General features: G+C 37.6%; 17 protein-coding genes. 8 read left to right on the top strand and 9 right to left on the bottom strand.

All coding sequences use genetic code 11. The annotated features are described in order from the left end of the window. The first annotated feature begins 563 nt into the window (after positions 1-563). Together fadB and fadA are read left to right on the top strand one after the other, a co-directional pair. Positions 564-2,717, top strand: a complete 2,154-nt coding sequence (gene fadB / locus C1642_RS11965) for a fatty acid oxidation complex subunit alpha FadB (protein ID WP_000580938.1) — start codon at positions 564-566, stop codon at positions 2,715-2,717. 12 nt (positions 2,718-2,729) lie between these two features. Then, a complete protein-coding gene (fadA, locus tag C1642_RS11960) occupies positions 2,730-3,902 on the top strand; it encodes an acetyl-CoA C-acyltransferase FadA (protein WP_000212712.1) in 1,173 nt (390 codons plus the stop codon). Between the two features lie 43 nt (positions 3,903-3,945). Here the strand turns inward: fadA and C1642_RS11955 are convergent, their stop codons facing one another. Then, positions 3,946-4,437 (bottom strand): hypothetical protein, encoded by a 492-nt coding sequence (locus C1642_RS11955; protein ID WP_032031395.1) that lies wholly within the window; start codon positions 4,435-4,437, stop codon positions 3,946-3,948. A 275-nt stretch (positions 4,438-4,712) separates the two neighbouring features. On the opposite strand from C1642_RS11955, the gene C1642_RS11950 reads away from it, so the two are divergent. Next, entirely contained in the window at positions 4,713-5,429 is a 717-nt protein-coding gene (locus C1642_RS11950) for a hypothetical protein (protein WP_001009587.1), read from the top strand. Positions 5,430-5,497: 68 nt separating this feature from the next. On the opposite strand, the gene C1642_RS11945 is transcribed toward C1642_RS11950, so the two are convergent. Continuing rightward, positions 5,498-6,142, bottom strand: a complete 645-nt coding sequence (locus C1642_RS11945) for an RBBP9/YdeN family alpha/beta hydrolase (protein WP_103236376.1) — start codon at positions 6,140-6,142, stop codon at positions 5,498-5,500. Positions 6,143-6,214: 72 nt separating this feature from the next. Here C1642_RS11945 and C1642_RS11940 point away from each other — a divergent pair, with 72 nt between their 5' ends. Continuing rightward, positions 6,215-6,580: a MerR family transcriptional regulator gene (locus tag C1642_RS11940; protein ID WP_032031398.1), complete on the top strand. Its 366-nt coding sequence runs from the start codon at positions 6,215-6,217 to the stop codon at positions 6,578-6,580. A gap of 21 nt (positions 6,581-6,601) precedes the next feature. Here C1642_RS11940 and C1642_RS11935 read toward each other — a convergent pair whose 3' ends face one another. Next, positions 6,602-7,360, bottom strand: a complete 759-nt coding sequence (locus C1642_RS11935) for a hypothetical protein (protein ID WP_032031399.1) — start codon at positions 7,358-7,360, stop codon at positions 6,602-6,604. 177 nt (positions 7,361-7,537) lie between these two features. Between C1642_RS11935 and C1642_RS11930 the strand changes: the two genes are divergently transcribed. The 3 genes from C1642_RS11930 to C1642_RS11920 all read left to right on the top strand — a co-directional run bounded on the left by C1642_RS11930 (position 7,538) and on the right by C1642_RS11920 (position 10,764). Next, positions 7,538-8,242, top strand: coding sequence for a DsbA family oxidoreductase (locus C1642_RS11930; RefSeq protein WP_032031401.1), 705 nt, complete (start codon positions 7,538-7,540; stop codon positions 8,240-8,242). Between the two features lie 358 nt (positions 8,243-8,600). Continuing rightward, positions 8,601-9,740 carry a hypothetical protein gene (locus tag C1642_RS11925; protein ID WP_000846679.1) on the top strand — a complete coding sequence of 380 codons (1,140 nt, stop codon included), beginning with the start codon at positions 8,601-8,603 and terminating at the stop codon, positions 9,738-9,740. A 121-nt stretch (positions 9,741-9,861) separates the two neighbouring features. Next, positions 9,862-10,764, top strand: coding sequence for a selenocysteine synthase (locus tag C1642_RS11920; protein WP_103236375.1), 903 nt, complete (start codon positions 9,862-9,864; stop codon positions 10,762-10,764). A gap of 83 nt (positions 10,765-10,847) precedes the next feature. Here the strand turns inward: C1642_RS11920 and htpG are convergent, their stop codons facing one another. The 5 genes from htpG to C1642_RS11895 all read right to left on the bottom strand — a co-directional run bounded on the left by htpG (position 10,848) and on the right by C1642_RS11895 (position 16,733). Continuing rightward, positions 10,848-12,767, bottom strand: a complete 1,920-nt coding sequence (gene htpG / locus C1642_RS11915) for a molecular chaperone HtpG (RefSeq protein ID WP_103236374.1) — start codon at positions 12,765-12,767, stop codon at positions 10,848-10,850. A 102-nt stretch (positions 12,768-12,869) separates the two neighbouring features. Then, positions 12,870-13,223 (bottom strand): lysozyme inhibitor LprI family protein, encoded by a 354-nt coding sequence (locus C1642_RS11910; RefSeq protein WP_001080202.1) that lies wholly within the window; start codon positions 13,221-13,223, stop codon positions 12,870-12,872. Between the two features lie 184 nt (positions 13,224-13,407). Next, positions 13,408-13,998: an OmpW/AlkL family protein gene (locus C1642_RS11905; RefSeq protein ID WP_000472952.1), complete on the bottom strand. Its 591-nt coding sequence runs from the start codon at positions 13,996-13,998 to the stop codon at positions 13,408-13,410. 327 nt (positions 13,999-14,325) lie between these two features. Further along, positions 14,326-15,750 (bottom strand): Na+/H+ antiporter family protein, encoded by a 1,425-nt coding sequence (locus C1642_RS11900; protein ID WP_000994938.1) that lies wholly within the window; start codon positions 15,748-15,750, stop codon positions 14,326-14,328. A gap of 104 nt (positions 15,751-15,854) precedes the next feature. Then, positions 15,855-16,733, bottom strand: a complete 879-nt coding sequence (locus C1642_RS11895; protein WP_160945177.1) for an alpha/beta fold hydrolase — start codon at positions 16,731-16,733, stop codon at positions 15,855-15,857. 117 nt (positions 16,734-16,850) lie between these two features. Here C1642_RS11895 and C1642_RS11890 point away from each other — a divergent pair, with 117 nt between their 5' ends. After that, positions 16,851-17,348, top strand: coding sequence for a DUF4442 domain-containing protein (locus C1642_RS11890; RefSeq protein WP_103236373.1), 498 nt, complete (start codon positions 16,851-16,853; stop codon positions 17,346-17,348). Positions 17,349-17,376: 28 nt separating this feature from the next. Here C1642_RS11890 and C1642_RS11885 read toward each other — a convergent pair. After that, on the bottom strand, positions 17,377-17,520 hold a 144-nt coding region (locus C1642_RS11885; protein WP_228153851.1), incomplete at its 5' end, for a YMGG-like glycine zipper-containing protein.

Below are 17,520 nucleotides of genomic sequence, written 5' to 3'. Positions count from 1 at the left end.
CTTTCAAAGTTTAGGGCAACCTTACCTTAATTTTCTAAGGTAATAGCAACCGGAAGTTTATTTAATTGGCGCAAATTTTAACAAAATTGACTTATAAAAAGCGAATGTAAAAAATTAAACAGTGTATTTCGGAAAATTAAGAGGCCTTAATATAAAAAAAGCGCTTAATTTGTTATGGTGATCATTCATTAGAAAATTGTGACTTTGTAGTCGATTTTTTTAGACATTACACCAGAACAATTGACCTTTTTGACAAGAAGTGAATAGGATAAAATTCTCATTTTTTATATAATAAATTAAAGATTTATACTTTTTATAAATAAAAACTTAAATTAAAACAAAAGCCTTTACTCAGCAGCTATCTCTATGATTTTCTTTATGCATTTAATTGGTATGAATTCAATTAAAAATAAGATGACCCTTGCGTCACGGCTTGATACAACTTGTCGGGTTCTTTTTAGATATAGTTATCGTAAGATTAGCGAAGCATAAATGTGTACCGGAGCTGTACACACGCTTCATAACATCAACTTAGAAATCCTCCAAAACTAAGGAGATCAGGCATGATCCACGCTGGCAATGCCATTACCGTCCAAATGCTTGCGGACGGAATTGCAGAATTCCGCTTTGACTTACAAGGTGAGTCGGTCAATAAATTCAACCGTGCAACAATTGAAGATTTCAAAGCTGCTATCGCGGCTGTAAAAGCTAATAACGATATTAAAGGCTTAGTTGTTACCTCGGGCAAATCTACATTCATTGTTGGTGCAGATATTACCGAATTTGGTCAAAACTTTGCACAAGGCGAAAAAGCGATTGTTGACTGGCTTATGCCTGTTCACGAAATCTTCAATAGCTTTGAAGATTTAGACCTTCCAAAAGTTGCTGCTATTAACGGCATGGCTTTGGGTGGTGGTTTTGAAATGTGTTTAGTTTGTGACTATCGCGTGATGTCAGAAGCTGCACAAGTCGGTTTACCAGAAATCAAACTCGGTATTTACCCTGGTTTCGGTGGTAGTGTTCGTTTAAGCCGTCTCATTGGTATTGATAATGCAGTTGAATGGATGGCAATGGCTACTCCAAAGAAACCGGCTGCTGCACTTAAAGATGGCGCTGTAGATGCTGTGGTTGCTGCGGACAAATTACTTGACGCTGCTACTGACCTGGTCAAACAAGCGATTTCTGGTCGTTTAAACTGGAAAGCAAAACGCCAAGAAAAACTTGAAGCTGTAAAATTGAACCCACTTGAACAAATGATGGCGTTCAACACAGCAAAAGGTGCGGTACTTGCTAAAGCAAATCCTGCTCAATACCCTGCTCCAAAATTATTACTTGATTCATTACAAGCTGGTGCAAGCCTTGCACGTGATGAAGCGTTAAAAGCTGAGGCTGAAGGCTTTGCCAAAGCAGCCGTAACTCCTCAAGCTGAAGCATTAATTGGTTTATTCATTAATGACCAAGTTGTTAAAAAAGCATCTAAGCAACATGAAAAGGGTGCTCACCCTGTAAACCAAGCTGCTGTACTTGGCGCGGGTATCATGGGTGGTGGTATTGCTTACCAAGCGGCAAGCAAAGGCACTCCAATCATCATGAAAGATATTGGTAACCCACAACTTGCATTAGGTATGAAAGAAGCAAATAACTTGTTAACCAAGCAAGTTGAACGCAAGAAAATGAAACCTGCGCAAATGGGTGAAACACTTGCTCGCATCCGTCCTACTTTAAGCTACGAAGAGTTTAAAGAAGTCGACATCGTGATCGAAGCGGTAACTGAAAATCCAAAAGTAAAAGAAATCGTACTTGCTGAAACTGAGAAAAATGTTCGTGAAAACACGATCATTGCTTCTAATACTTCTACCATTTCAATTACACGTTTAGCAAAAGCATTACAACGTCCTGAAAACTTCGTTGGTATGCACTTCTTCAACCCAGTTCACATGATGCCACTTGTTGAAGTTATTCGTGGTGAAAAAACTTCTGAAGAAGCAATTGCAACTACGGTCGTGCTTGCTCAAAAAATGGGTAAAACACCAATCGTTGTAAATGACTGCCCAGGATTCTTGGTTAACCGTGTATTGTTCCCTTACTTCGGTGCATTTGACCTTCTTGTAAAAGACGGCGCAGATTTCCAGCAAATCGACAATGTAATGTCTAAGTTCGGTTGGCCAATGGGTCCTGCTTATCTGATCGATGTTGTAGGTATCGATACAGGTGTACATGGTGCTGAAGTGATGGCTGAAGGTTTCCCTGACCGTATGAAGCCAGACTACAAAGGCGCGATCGAAGCAATGTACGAAGCGAAGCGTCTTGGTCAAAAGAATGATGTAGGTTTCTACAAATACGAACTCGATAAGAAAGGCAAGAAAGCAAAAACTGTTGATCCAACAGCGTATGAAGTGATTGCTCCATTCGTAACTGGCGAAAAACGCGAATTTGATAACCAAGAAATTATTGACCGTATGATGCTTGCTCTTTGCAATGAAACTGTTCGTTGCTTAGAAGACAACATTGTAGCGACTGCATCTGAGGCAGACATGGCAATGATTATGGGTATTGGTTTCCCTCCATTCCGTGGTGGTCCATGCCGTTACATCGACCAAACAGGTGTTGCTGAATACGTTGCACTTTGCGACAAATATGCGCACTTAGGTAAGGCTTATGAAGCGCCACAAATGTTGCGCGACATGGCTGCTAACAACAAAAAATTCTACGGTTAAGGAGCGACGTGAATGGCTACTTTAAATCCACGTGACGTTGTGATTGTTGATGGCGTTCGTTCTGCCATGGGCAAATCTAAAAACGGTATGTTCCGTAATGTACGTGCCGACAGTTTATCTGCTGAACTTGTGCGTGCGCTCGTTGCCCGTAATCAGTTTGATGTAAATGAAGTTGAAGACCTGATTTGGGGCTGTGTAAACCAGACCCTAGAACAAGGTATGAACATTGGCCGTAACATCGGTTTATTGGCTGGCTTGCCTAAAACTGTGGCTGGTCAAACAGTTAACCGTCTTTGTGGTTCTTCTATGCAAGCGATCCACACTGCGGCTGCACAAATTGCAACAAACCAAGGTGATATCTTCATTATTGGTGGTGTAGAGCACATGGGTCACGTAGGCATGATGCACGGCATCGACCTTAACCCTGAAGCATCTAAACACTACGCTAAAGCATCTAACATGATGGGCTTAACTGCTGAAATGTTAGGTCGCATGAACGGCATTACCCGTGAAGAACAAGATGCGTTCGGTGTTGAATCTCACCGTCGTGCTTGGGCTGCAACTCAAGAAGGCCGTTTCAAAAATGAAATCATTGGTGTTGAAGGCCACGATGCAAATGGCTTTAAAATCCTTTGCGACATCGATGAAGTGATTCGTCCAGATGCAAACCTTGAAGCGTTCAAAGCATTAAAACCTGTATTTGACCCTAAAGGTGGTTCAGTAACAGCAGCAACATCTTCTGCTCTTTCTGATGGTGCTTCTGCAATGTTGCTTATGTCTGCTGAACGTGCACAAGCATTAGGTTTAAAACCACGTGCCGTAATCCGCTCTATGGCTGTTGCTGGTTGTGATGCAGCAATCATGGGTTATGGTCCAGTTCCAGCAACTCAAAAAGCACTTAAACGTGCTGGCTTATCAATTGCTGATATCCAGACTGTTGAGTTAAATGAAGCATTTGCTGCACAAGGCTTGTCTGTTCTTAAAGGCTTAGGTCTGTATGACAAACAAGACATCGTGAACTTAAATGGTGGTGCGATTGCTTTAGGTCACCCACTAGGTTGTTCAGGTGCTCGTATCACCACTACGTTGTTAAACGTAATGGAACAACAAGATACTCAAATCGGTCTTGCAACGATGTGTATCGGCCTTGGTCAAGGTATCGCAACAGTGATCGAACGTGTTTAATTAACACCAAGATAAAAAAATCCCCGCTCAATGCGGGGATTTTTTATCGGCCTTTTAAACCATCTTGGATTTGTTGCTGTAATCTCAAAATATCATCTAAATTTACTTTCATCGTACCTTCACGATAAGCATCGACATTACTTCGGTTAATTTGCAGAGGCTTTAACATTTCAAAAAGACCATTGGTTGGGTCAGAAGATTGGATTCCACCCGCTACAGCTAGAATATACTCTCGTAAAAATGGAGAAAGCTGAGACAAATCTGGCTGTGCCATGACAGGTTGATAGTCTACTGTCGTCATACCTTCAGGGACTAAAGCATTCTGTATATCGTTATGAGTTTTATACTCACGATGTTGTAGAGCCTGACGCACTTTTTTATCTTCTTGAAATGGGACAAAGCCTACTTCTTCACGTAGCTCAGATTCGGCCATAACGCGAATTGTAGGTAAAGTAGCCACTTTTTCTGCTTGAACAGTTGGTAAACCCATAAAAGCAAATACAGCAATGAAGGCTGATTGTTTTAGAAAGTTCATAACTTGCTCCCAAAATCAGTCACCCTACGCGAACTCAAAATGATGACTAAATAAAATGTTCTATAAATAGGCTACAACAAAGTCATTTTTGATTCAGTAATGCTCAGATAAACGGTAAATAACGTTAGATTTTTAAACTTATTAAAAAGAAATTCATAAAAGATTTTAGAAATTAATCTGAATATGGCTAAGTCATATTATATTGCCAGATTTAAATATTACGATTTTTTGTTTATAGTCAGCTTTTTATAAATCTATTGAATTCGACAGAAATAATGAACTTTAAAATATTAAATCAGAATATTCTTATGAGCTGCTTACTAGCCAGTTTCTTTCTCACTGGTTGTGTGAGTAATCGAATTATTGGTGAAAACACGCGAGAGCTATTTACAAAATACGACTCAGGCTATGAATGGATCACTTTAACAGAAGATGATGTAATTGCATTCGGTAAACCATCAGTATCTCTCCCAAATGAACCAGAGGACAGTATTGTTATCGCAGGGAAAAAATATAGTTATGTCATTAGTAAAGGCGGTAACGATTTCATTCAATTAATTAGTCAATTAAATCCACAATATATTCAAATAAGTAATGAGCTAGATTTTAATGCTCCAGCTTCGAATAGTAACCATTTTTATGGACATATTAGATTTTCTTACACCCCACCTAATGGGAAATTGAACGAGAAAGAATCAGCTTTATTCAAACAATATGGTGTAATTCCATGTGACTATGAAAAGACATTAGAACTACATAAATTTGAGTTAAATCTTAGAGGAACTGTTTATCCTCCTGTAAACAATCTTAAAAAAATAACCCCTTTATCCAAGCCATATCACGTTAGAATCCAATATCTTCATGATAAAAGCGGAAAAGTACCCTTATCAACTAAGGAGAAGCTAGCAAGTTTACCACTGCTTCCGTTTACCTTAACTTTCGATATTATTGCTTTACCTGCGAAAGTCATGGGTATCATTTACCAGCCTTAATAGATTAGGAATAAAAATTACAAATTTCAGTAAAGATAAAAAATCCCCGCTCAATGCGGGGATTTTTATCAATTTTCTAACATTTCTTTTAAAGAATCGACTAATTGCGGAAATTCCGTATAACCTTCCCGACCTAAAAAGTGCCCACCATTAGGAACGGTAATATAAGGCGCATCAATATCCTTAGCCAATTGAATCGTTAGTTGTGGTGGAACCAAATCATCATTATCAGATAAATAAACCAGCTTTTTCTTTATGTCACGCAAATAGTTGGTGTCGACTTTACTCTTTGTTATATAAGGACTAAGAGGTGAAGAGTCTGAAATTGGACCAGAGAATCCAGATACTAAAATCATTCCTCCAATATTTTGATAATCATGTCTTTGTAAAAAGTGTAGCAAGGTAATTACCCCTAAACTGTGGGCAACAAAATAAGTATTTTCATTAACTGCAGGAATCTGCTCATCTAATACTTTCTGCCAAGCATCGACGTCCGGATGCTCAGAATCTGGAAATGGTATTAAAGTAACAGTTGTATTTTCATCTTCTATTTGATGTTTTAAGTCCAAAAACCAATGATCATTGATAGAAGCTGAGTAACCGTGAAGCACAAATATTTGACGCATGTTCTTCTCCTGAAATTCAAGGGTTTTGGCATTTGTAACAAATGACATTAATCCGAATATCACCAATAAAATGAGTTTTCTAATCATGGAACAAGTACCATTTTGAAATATAAAAACATGCTAAACTATGACACCACTGTTAAGGTCAACCCATATTTTATGAACTTAGCTAAAGTTTCCGAGCTCACAAAAGTAAGCCCACGTATGCTGCGGTATTATGAAAATTTAGGGCTTATACAGCCTCATCGAGCCAGCAATAATTATCGAAGTTATACACAAAAAGATATTGAAAATATTAAGAAAATTAAAATATTAAATGACGCAGGTATGAACCTGAAAGACATTCATGTTTTATTGCCATGTTTTGATTTAGATGAACGGGTATTTACGCTGTGTCCAGCGGTTCAAGAAAAACTGCAAACAGAACTTAAGCATGTGTCCGATCAGTTAAACAAACTACAAACTTCTCAAAGTTTATTACAATCTTTCTTGGCAAAAGGAAAAGCTGAGAGCACCAATATTTAAAAAGTGATGCTCCTCCTGTCGCTATTCTTTTAACTCCCCTTCCAAGGCAGCTACATTCTTTTTCTTAATTTTTTCAATTTTTGCATTAAGTTTTAAAACGTCTTGATACAGTGTATTAAACTTTTTGACCTGAGCATTTTCGTGGAAAAGTATCATCTGATCTTTCTTTTGCCATGGATAAGTTTTTAAAAGCTTAAACATTTCTTCTGCTTTATCTAAAATTTGTAGCTCAATCATAAAAATTGCATGGTCCTGATCGGCTTTTTGCTGAGCTCCTAATTTTATTTCGAGGATTTGCCTCATCTCTTTATCAACAGACAGTTCCTGAATTTTTGCCAAGAAAGTTTTATGAATTTTTTCATATTCGGATTGATACTTATCTGAAGCTCTGCGAACATCGGTTAGCATTTTTTCGGTTTCAGCATATTTTTGTTTTTTATCATGATCTAAACGGTCAACATTTAAAAACGTATCCCATTTCGCCGCTTTTAATTCTCTTAAATATTCATTACGTGCATTTACATTTTGGACCCAATAACTCAAAAGAAACTCTGAGACTTGTTTGTAGTGTCCTGCCAGCCGTTTATCGTGAATATCAAGTTGTACAGGTTTAGTCCAGTCTTGGGCCTGATCATAAAGCTGATTCATTTTTTCAGTCATTACCACATCAAACATTTGACTGCTATCTTTGGCTTGCTGCTGTTTTATATGTTGATAGGTAAAAAAAACAATACTCGTAATAACAACCAGACTTGCAATTGCAATCAAAACTCGGCGCATAAACACCTCCTATTTCCATTCTTATAGTTTTGCTCTTTATAGTTATAAAATAGAGCTTATAGTTCTTTATATGCCATTTATTTCACAATACGCAACACTCTATTCTCCATTCAATGCTTTAAATCCGTGTACATCATCCCTATTATGATGGGTAAATTATATTTATGAGATTCTCCCATGCGTGTTGATGTCTGGTCTGATGTAGTATGCCCTTTCTGCTATATCGGCAAAAAACGCCTTGAACATGTCGCTGCCGAGGCAGGTATCGAGCTTGATATTCACTGGCATAGTTTCGAACTAGATCCTGATGCTCCCGCAAAACATGACACTTCAAATACTGAGCGTTTGGCTAAAAAATATGGCCGTACCTATGAAGAGATGGAAGAAATGGAACGCAACATTGCGGCCATGGCTGCTTCTGAAGGTATTGACTTCCAATGGCAAAAAGCCAATTCAGGCAATAGCTTTAATGCACACCGTATTATCCACCTTGCACAAAGTAAAGGTTTAGGAAACGAAGCAAAAGAAGCTTTTTTCCATGCTTATATGACTGAAGGTCTAGCTATTGGCGAACGCGAAGTTGTAGAAGAAATTGCTTCTCGTATTGGCCTTGATAATGCCGAAGTTGAATATGTACTCGATACAAATGAGTTGGCTGACTTTGTTCGTCATGATGAAAAAATTGCACATGAGCAGCTCAATGTAACTGGCGTACCTTTTTTTGTATTTGACCAAAGAATCGCACTTGCAGGAGCACAACCTCGTGAAGTGTTTTTACAAGTACTAGAACAAGCACAACTCAAGGCAAATGCTGAAAATATCGAGCAAGATGACGCAGCTATTTGTAATGATGAAACATGCGATATTCCACAAAATAAATAGGCTTAACGATAAAGTGTGAACGAGTCGTATGTTTTATCACCATTTTAGCAATAGAGCGTTCTAAAAAAAGAACTATTCAATTGTTTAAAATCGGTTTATGATTGCGGCTTAGAATATTCGCGCTGTAATGTTCTGTTTTTTATGTGTTTAATGATCGGAATTTGAAGTTTCCTTGATCAAAAACTCCCCCTAGTTTGGGGGATTTTTTTTGCTTAAAAATTATCGCTAATAGCTTAAACTTTTTAATTAATTTCAAATATGTAAGAAAAGTTAAATTTACTTAAGTTTTGTGTCGTCCTCTTGATTTTATTAGAAAAATCTACAAAAGTGACAATAACAACAAAACATAAAGATAGATATGAAAACATTTCACATCATTACATATCGGCAGCTTTTTGCCCTTTTGACCTTAGGATTTGGTTCAGTATGTATGGCTCATGCAGAAGTAAATTCTTCCTCAACCCAACAAGTAAACGGTTTGTCATCTGGAGCACAAACTGAAGAAAATAAAGATGAAAATCTTTTAGACCAAATTCCAAGATGGATTGATGCAACCCCAACGATTTTCCCGGAGCAGTCCAACGAACCAATTGTTCCACCAACCGAGCAAACCGAAGATCAGACTTGGTTTGACCGTAAACAAAAGAAAATCCGTAATTGGGCCGATCGTACATCTGGAAAAATTGATAATTGGTTTGGTGAAGTTGACCCACAAAAACCTGCATCAGCCACCATTCGGGTCATGATCGATAACTATTGGAATGAATATGATAATTATGAAATCAAGCCCAGAATTCGCGGTAAGATTAAATTACCTACTCTAGAGAAGCGTTTAAGTGTGGTATTTGGTGATGACTCTTTAGATGACGAATTTAATAATAGCCCAGCCAATATCAATCAAAACCCAAATCAAGATCCAAATAAAAAGTTAGATGGTAAAAGAACTCGAGATGACAACAGCTCAATCGCATTACGTTGGTCAAACTTCTCGAAAAAGCTACCTTTTGAAACAGACGCTGACTTAGGTATCCGTTCTGGCGATGATATTTATGTCCGTTTAAAAGCATCGAGAGACTGGCAACTCCGTAATGATTTTAAATTTTATGCAGAACAAATTTATCGTTATGGCATAGATAGTGAAAACTACTTACGTACTAATCTTGAACTCACTCATGCTCGTCCAAATCAGCCAATCTTATCAAACCAGTTCAGCTTAACTTATGCCGATGATCAAGACGATGATTTAACATGGGAAAACCGTCTTTTCCGAGAACATAGCTTCTTTGCAAATAACCGTTTTAACTATGGCATTTATACAGGTGGCTACTACAATGACAACGATTTACGTTTAAACAGTTGGGGACCATTTGTATCATGGCGTCAGCCTGTTTTACGTGAATGGTTCTTTGTACAAGGCGACCTCAATTACTTTAATGACCATCGTGAAGATCGCAACCATTATGTGAGCACATTCTTACGATTAGAAGCCCTTTTCTAAGCTTAAAAATCACCTTGGATTCCCCATCCAAGGTGATGAATAATAAAATACTTTTAAATAAAAATTTAAGCTTTTCTTCTTACAATAACGAGCTAATTTTTGATTCCTGATCTTCAGAAAAATGAATCAATTCTCTTCTTTTTCATTTGAATACAGATCTACTGCCTTACTTTGCATTTATAGCTTAGGTATGCTGGTTTTAATTCCTCATATACAGCTTTTTCCTACTTCTTTGAAACACTCACGCTCTACAAGGCGAATCCTGTATTCGTCTGTGGTTACTCTCAAAACAAAAAGTCAGTCTGTATCTTTTTTACATTCACCATGCGAAGTAGAACCAAGTCATAGTTCAGATACCGCACTTATTCAGGACCTGATGGCTGTATTCGGAAATGATACGTTGTGGAGTCACGCAGCCCAACGCAAACATCCTTATAAAACCTTTGGCAAGGTTAAGAAGAAAGCTTCAATTCCTCATGTTTCAGAAAATAATCCGCTCACAGCAAGTTGGAATACCATTTCAACCTGGATGCCGTTTGAAAATGATCTTGATCTAGGCTCAAACTCGGAAAGTGATGTTTATGTACAATTTCTTGCCAAGAAAAAATGGAATTTACGACATAACATTAGTCTAGATACTGAGCAAATTTTCCGATATGGTTCGACTAGCCGGAATTACACTGAAACGACGCTGAACTTAACGCAGAAAATGCAAGATAACACATTATTTTCCAATACATTTAATGTGAATAAGAGTGGAAAGGAAGATTACAACTGGGGGAATTGGACTTTCCAACAATTTGAATTTGTAAAAGATAATCGTCTGACTTACGGTATTTATAGCGGTGGTGTATATGCCAATAACGATATCCGCCTAAATAGTTGGGGACCTTATATTTCATGGCGTCAACCGATATGGAGAGATTGGATTTTTATGCAAAATGATCTTAATTTCTTTAACCATCTTGATGAGGACCCGAAGCATCAGCTCAGTGTCCAAATGAATCTGGAAGCTAATTTTTAGACAAAAACCATCAAGTTGTGGATAACTCTTTCTTTATCCACAAAAAAGCCCCTGATAATTCAGAGGCTTTTTCTATTGCAAAATTATTTTAGCAATAAGCTATTAATACGCTTCACATAAGCTGCCGGATCTTCCGGTAATCCACCTTCTGCAATCACCGCCTGATCAAAAATCACATTCGCCAAATCATCAAATTGTTCTGAACCTTCAAGTTTTTTCACTAAAGGATGCTCAGGGTTAATTTCTAAAATTGGCTTGATTTCAGGTACGGCTTGCCCCGCTTGTTTGAGCATACGAATAAGTTGAGGAGACAATTCCCCTTCACTAGTCACTAAACATGCCGGAGAATCTACCAAACGAGTCGTTACACGGACTTCTTTGGTTTTAGCCTTCAATGAGTCACTTAATTTCTCAACAACAGGTTTAAACTGTTCAGCCGCTTGCTCAAGTGCCTTTTTCTCTTCAGCATCTTGCAAGTCACCTAAATCAACTGCACCTTTAGATACATTCTTCAATGGTGTACCGTCAAACTCGTGAACAAAGTTCATTGCCCACTCGTCAACACGCTCTGCCATTAATAATACTTCAATGCCTTTTTTCTTAAACAACTCCAACTGTGGAGAGTTCTTAGCAGCAGCTAAACTTTCAGCAGTCACATAATAGATAGCTTTTTGGCCTTCTTTCATGCGTGCCTTATAGTCCGCAAAAGAAGTTGTTACTTCATCATTTGTTGAAGTTGCATAACGTAATAATTTTAAAATACGTTCGCGGTTACCGAAGTCTTCACCCAAACCTTCTTTAAGAACTGAGCCAAACTCAGTGTAGAACGTTTTGAATTTTTCTTGGTCTTCTTCATCTTCAGATTTAGCTAAGCCATCAAGCAAAGTGAGTACACGGCGTGCGTTACCTTCACGGATTGTCTTAACATCACGGCTTTCTTGCAACAACTCACGGCTGACATTAAGCGGTAAATCAGCGCTGTCCACGACACCTTGCACAAAGCGTAAATAGTTTGGAATTAGATTGTCCGCATCATCCATAATAAATACGCGTTTTACATACAGCTTAATTCCTGCTTTTGCTTCACGTGTAAAAATGTCATGAGGTGCTTTACTTGGAATATAAAGTAACTGGGTATATTCCGTACTACCTTCTACACGGTTATGTGCCCATGCAAGCGGAGCTTCAAAATCGTGAGTTAAGTTTTTATAGAACTCAACATATTGCTCTTCAGTCACTTCACTCTTGTTACGTGTCCATAGTGCACTTGCCGAGTTAATTGCTTCCCACTCATCTGTTTTGACCATTTGGCCGCCTTTAGGCTCCTCACCTTCAGCAACCTCTTCTTCTTGCCAAACTTCTTTTTGCATTTCAATTGGCAAGCTAATGTGGTCAGAATATTTATTAACGATTTGCTTAACTTTATAAGACTCTAAATAATCAAGCGCGTCATCACGCAAGTGAAGAATAATGTCAGTACCGCGTGAAGCTTTATCAATTTGCTGAACTTCAAACTCACCTGTACCACCACTGATCCAACGCACCCCTTCAGAAGCATCTAGACCTGCGCGGCGTGATTCAACCGTAATTTTATCGGCAACAATAAAACCTGAGTAGAAACCAACACCAAACTGACCAATTAACTGAGCATCCGCTTTCTGGTCACCCGTCAATTTTGCCATGAAATCTTTAGTACCTGATTTTGCAATTGTACCCAAGTTATCAATGGCTTCTTGTTGGCTTAAACCAATACCGTTATCAGAAATCGTTAAAGTTTTATCTTCTTTATTTAAGCTGATTCGTACATGTAAATTAGGGTCATTTTCATAATATTCAGGATGATTAATTCCTTCGAAACGCAATTTATCACAAGCATCTGATGCATTAGAGATAAGTTCACGTAAGAAAATTTCAGGGTTTGAATAGAGAGAATGCGTCACTAAATGTAAAAGCTGTGCTACTTCCGCTTGGAAACTATAATTTTGTGATGCTTGTTCACTCATAAATCACTCCTTAAATTTTGAAGTCTGTTTGTTCTCGAATGCTTTATGAATGGAGTACTTCTAGAATTTTTCAATCCTGAATATTAAAAAATTTTACTCTAATTAAAATGGTCCATGGCTTAAGACCCTATCTTGTAAAATAGTGTCTAGTTGTTTTTGTCTTTGCTGATATGCCTTAGAAATACAACTCACATTAGCTGCACAAGCATTTCTTTTTTTCAGCCATTGCTGCTGTGTATCTTTTTGATTATCACGTCCACCCATTGGTAGTGCATGTAAAACAATTTGATATGTCGTTGCCATTTTGACATCGGCATCATTTAAAGACCGGTTCTTACAAATACTGAGTTCAGTCTTTGTTTTTGCAGCATTGCAAGAGAAACTAGCAGCTTGCAAACTATGCGTAAAAGCTAAACCACTAAAAAGTGCTAGCCCCATGGCAAATTTTCTATTCATCATGTTATTCCTTTAAAAATGTATAAAAAATAGTTTAGAAATAAAGAGCGGTAAAATATGTATAAAACTGTCTATTTTATGCGTTTTTTAGTGAGAACCATGAAATAAAAAACCTCACATAAAAAGCTATGTGAGGTGCCTGAATCTAGGTTTATTATTATATTCTTTCTATTTATTATTATGCTTAGAATTTATAGCTATAACCTAAAGTGTAAACAAACGGGTTGATATCTAAATCAAACTTATAATTAGCTACTGAAGGATCAATTGTTACCTCTGGACTAATATCTGCATAACGAACATCTACAAATACTCCCCAATTTTTAGCATCAGCAGGTTGGAAATTAAAACCAACTTGGCCAGCGACACCAAAATCTTCTTTAACTTTTACAGCAACACCTTGTTCATCCCAAGGAATAAATGCTGTTGCCCCGATACCAATATACGGTGTAAAACGAGTCGAGTTTTTAAAATGATATTTTGCTGTAATTGTTGGTGGTAATTGTTTAATACGCGCTTTTTTTTCGCCATTGAGCAATACATCGTGATTAATAGGTGTTGCCAATAATAATTCTGCCGAAAATGGAGATTGACCAAAAAAGTATTCTACTGATGGAGTAAATGCATATTCATGATCAGCCTTTACTACACCTAAAGGTGTTGTTGTATCTTCCGATGGAGCAATAACACTACCCCCAAATTTTACTTGCCAATTACCAGCAAAAGTAAATGAAGACACCCCCATTAATGCAATAACTAATGCTTTTTTGAACACTTTAATATCTCCAACCTTATTTATATTTATAATAAACATTTATTTTAAATTGATGCAACACCCATTATAAAATTATTTTTATATTTATTTTTAAATAACTGTTTTAAATAAAATTATATATTAACCGACTATTTTAATTGGTTTTTTATTCCAACCTAATTAATCAGAATTATTTTATATAACCAACCTTTTTAATAAGCTTTAAATCCCGAGTATTTTAATATAGTTTATTCTAAATACATGTTTTGTTTATACCACAAAAAAACCTCCTTAATCATTATCTCTAGATAAAAACTAAGGAGGTCTTTATTTAATATTTTATAAAAATTATAAAACCATGGCTGCAATCCAACCAAAAATTAATAGCGGAATATTAAAGTGAATAAATGTTGGTATCACAGTATCCCAAATATGGTCATGTTGCCCATCTACACCTAAACCTGCTGTTGGTCCTAAGGTAGAATCAGAAGCCGGAGATCCAGCATCACCTAAAGCAGCAGCTGTCCCGATAAGTGCAATTGTCGCTAACGGTGAGAAACCGAACTGGACACATAAAGGTACATAAATAACAGCTAATACAGGAACACTTGAGAAAGATGAACCTATACCAATCGTGACAAATAGGCCAATACAAAGCATTAAAAATGCAGCAAGCGCTCGGTTATCACCAATGATTTCTACCACACCTTTAACCAACTGGTTAATATCTCCGGTATGAGTCATAACTGAAGCAAAACCAGCAGCAGAAATCATAATAAAGCCGACTAGAGCCATCATTCTCATGCCTTGTACAAAGACATCATCTGCATCTTGCCATTTAAAAATGCCTGCCGTAGAAAGCACTGCAAAGCCCACTAAACCACCCAAGATCATTGAGCCGGAATAAAGCTGCGCAACTAAAGTGAGTCCAATAGCCAGTAAAGCCATAAAAATTGTTTTTTTAGCAATAACAGGGCCTTGCTCTGCCTCATGTTTAAGTTCTTCTGCGTCTGCTTTTAAGTCTGCTGTTTCATCTTGTGCAGTTGCACGAAGAGGTTTATCTAAATCAATTGTAGTTACAGGGCTTATCGAACGGTCAGCATAAATTCGTGGCTTACGGTAACTGATAAATACCGCAACCAAGGTGCCTAGAACCATTCCCAAAACTGGAATTGCCATACCAATAGGCATCATGCCACGTTCTACATGTAAACCATAAGCAGCACCAATTTTGTTGATATTTCCCATCAAAATCTGTTCAAGGAAAATCGCACCAAAGCCAACAGGTAAGAAAATATATGTCCCAACCAAGCCTAAAGTAAGAACACAAGCTGCGGCGCGGCGGTCTAATTTTAAATGGTTCATTACCCGTAATAGAGGCGGAACCAATACGGGAATAAAGGCAATATGAACTGGGATAAGGTTCTGAGAGAAAATAGCTGCGATCAGTAAAATACCTAATAGTAAATATTTCACTTTAGTTTCTCGGCTTTTCCCCGCTTCCATTCCCAATAAACCAATTAGTTTATGGGCAAGTAAATCGGGTAATCCAGATTTTGAAAGTGCCAGAGCAAATGCCCCTAACACTGCATAGGCAAGTGCAACCTCAGCACCATCACCAAGACCAGCGTTAAAGGCTTCAACAGTTTGAGAAAGGCTTAAACCCGCTACGAGGCCGCCCACAATGGCAGAAACCACTAAAGTCAGTACGACAGAAACGCGCGCCAGTGATAATAAGAACATCACTGCAATCGCAATAACGACAGCATTCATGAATAAGTTCAGAGCAAAACAAAAGGCGATATTCTACCAGATTCACCTCTATGAAGCCGAAAATATCGCCGAATTACCAGTTTTGTATATTAAACAGTCACTTATTAGCTCTGCGAGTTAATAAACTGGCGAATATGAGCTGCCACTTTTTCAGCCTGACTCAAAATCGCCCAATGATTTGCTTCAAGCTCAACATATTCGAAGTTTTCAACCCATTTTGGCATCGCTTCTGTAATATATTCTGGGCTGACAAAAGTGTCATATTTTAAAATAATTGCTTTAACTGGACATTGCGCATAACGCTGACGAGGGCTAGTTAAACGTGGAATAAAATTCGCACGATATAAGTTAATACCGTATTTCCCATCTGAGGAAATATTACTATTTAATGGCAAATTATCTTTTCGCTCTAAATCTTTTAAGATCTTACCCCACTTCTCTGGACTAAACAGCGACCATACAGTTGGAGCAATTAGCGGTAAATGGAATGCTCCGATATACCATGATTTTGTGAGTATTTTTAGGATCTGTGCAGGTGATGTTTTAAACTTCTCTCTTAAGAAAAGTGCCGCATGATCCAAACATGGACCGGAAATTGTTGTATAAGAGAGTAAACGGCCTTTAAATTTAGGTTCTGTTGCAGATTCCCAAGACTGAATTGAACCCCAATCATGCGCAGCCATATGGAACTGTCGATTTGGGATTACCTCATCTATGACTTCCTGCAAATCTAAAGATAAACGTTCTAAACGGTAATCCCGTATCCGTTTAGGAATAGATGATAAGCCTGCCCCACGGACATCATAAGTCACAATATAAAAATCATTGATTAAATGCTCAATGACCGATTCCCATACTTCCTGATTATCTGGATAACCATGCACTAACACTAATGGAATATTTTTCTCATCACCCCAAGCCTTGGCACACAGGGTTTGTTGATCACTTGTCGTTACGGCATAAATCTTTGGCTGCATAATCATTTCCTATTTTGTTTTTCAATCGATCATGTCGTTAATCGGATAAAGCATTGCCATCAATATAAAAAAGATGATACTTATCTAGTATGACCAGTGTTGCAATAAAAAAAATTGACTATTATGGCTATTTTAAAAAAACTTCAGAACATTCCTTCAATTTCCAAATTCTTATTTAACCATTACCCACCTTACCGTGGAGCTGGAATTCATATTGAAGTCATGAATTTAGAGCTCTGTCATGTTCGGGTAAAAATGCCACTTACTTGGAAAAATCAAAATCTGGTAGGCACTCATTTTGGCGGAAGCCTTTATTCAATGGTTGACCCCTTTTATATGTTGATTCTTATGCATCATCTCGGATCAAAATATATTGTTTGGGATAAAGCAGCTGAAATTAATTTTTTATCAGCTGGCCGAAGTACCGTTTATGCTGACATTCGAGTTGATTTAGCAGAAATCGAACAAATTCGTGAACTTGCCGAAAACTATGCTCCTGTTCTTAGAACATATCATTTAAATATTTTCGATGAATCAGGTGTGAGAATTGCTGAAGTCCAAAAGACACTTTATATCCGACGTAAAAAAGCAAAGCCTTCTACTAATAAAATAAGCGCCTGAAGGCGCTTATTTTTCATTTCACTTATTTTTATTTCTTTTCTTCAATCGCAGCACCAGCACCGCCGCCGATTGCGCCACCAATTGCAGCCCCTGTATCACCACCTATGATTGCTTTACCAACGACCGAACCAATACCTGCACCAATCGCACTCTTGGTTGTAGTTTGTTTACT

It is taken from the genome of Acinetobacter sp. AKBS16 (assembly GCF_002899995.1).
Lineage (GTDB): Bacteria > Pseudomonadota > Gammaproteobacteria > Pseudomonadales > Moraxellaceae > Acinetobacter > Acinetobacter baumannii.
Note: the sequence above shows the minus strand (reverse complement) of the source record. Positions and strands in the feature narration are given on the sequence as shown.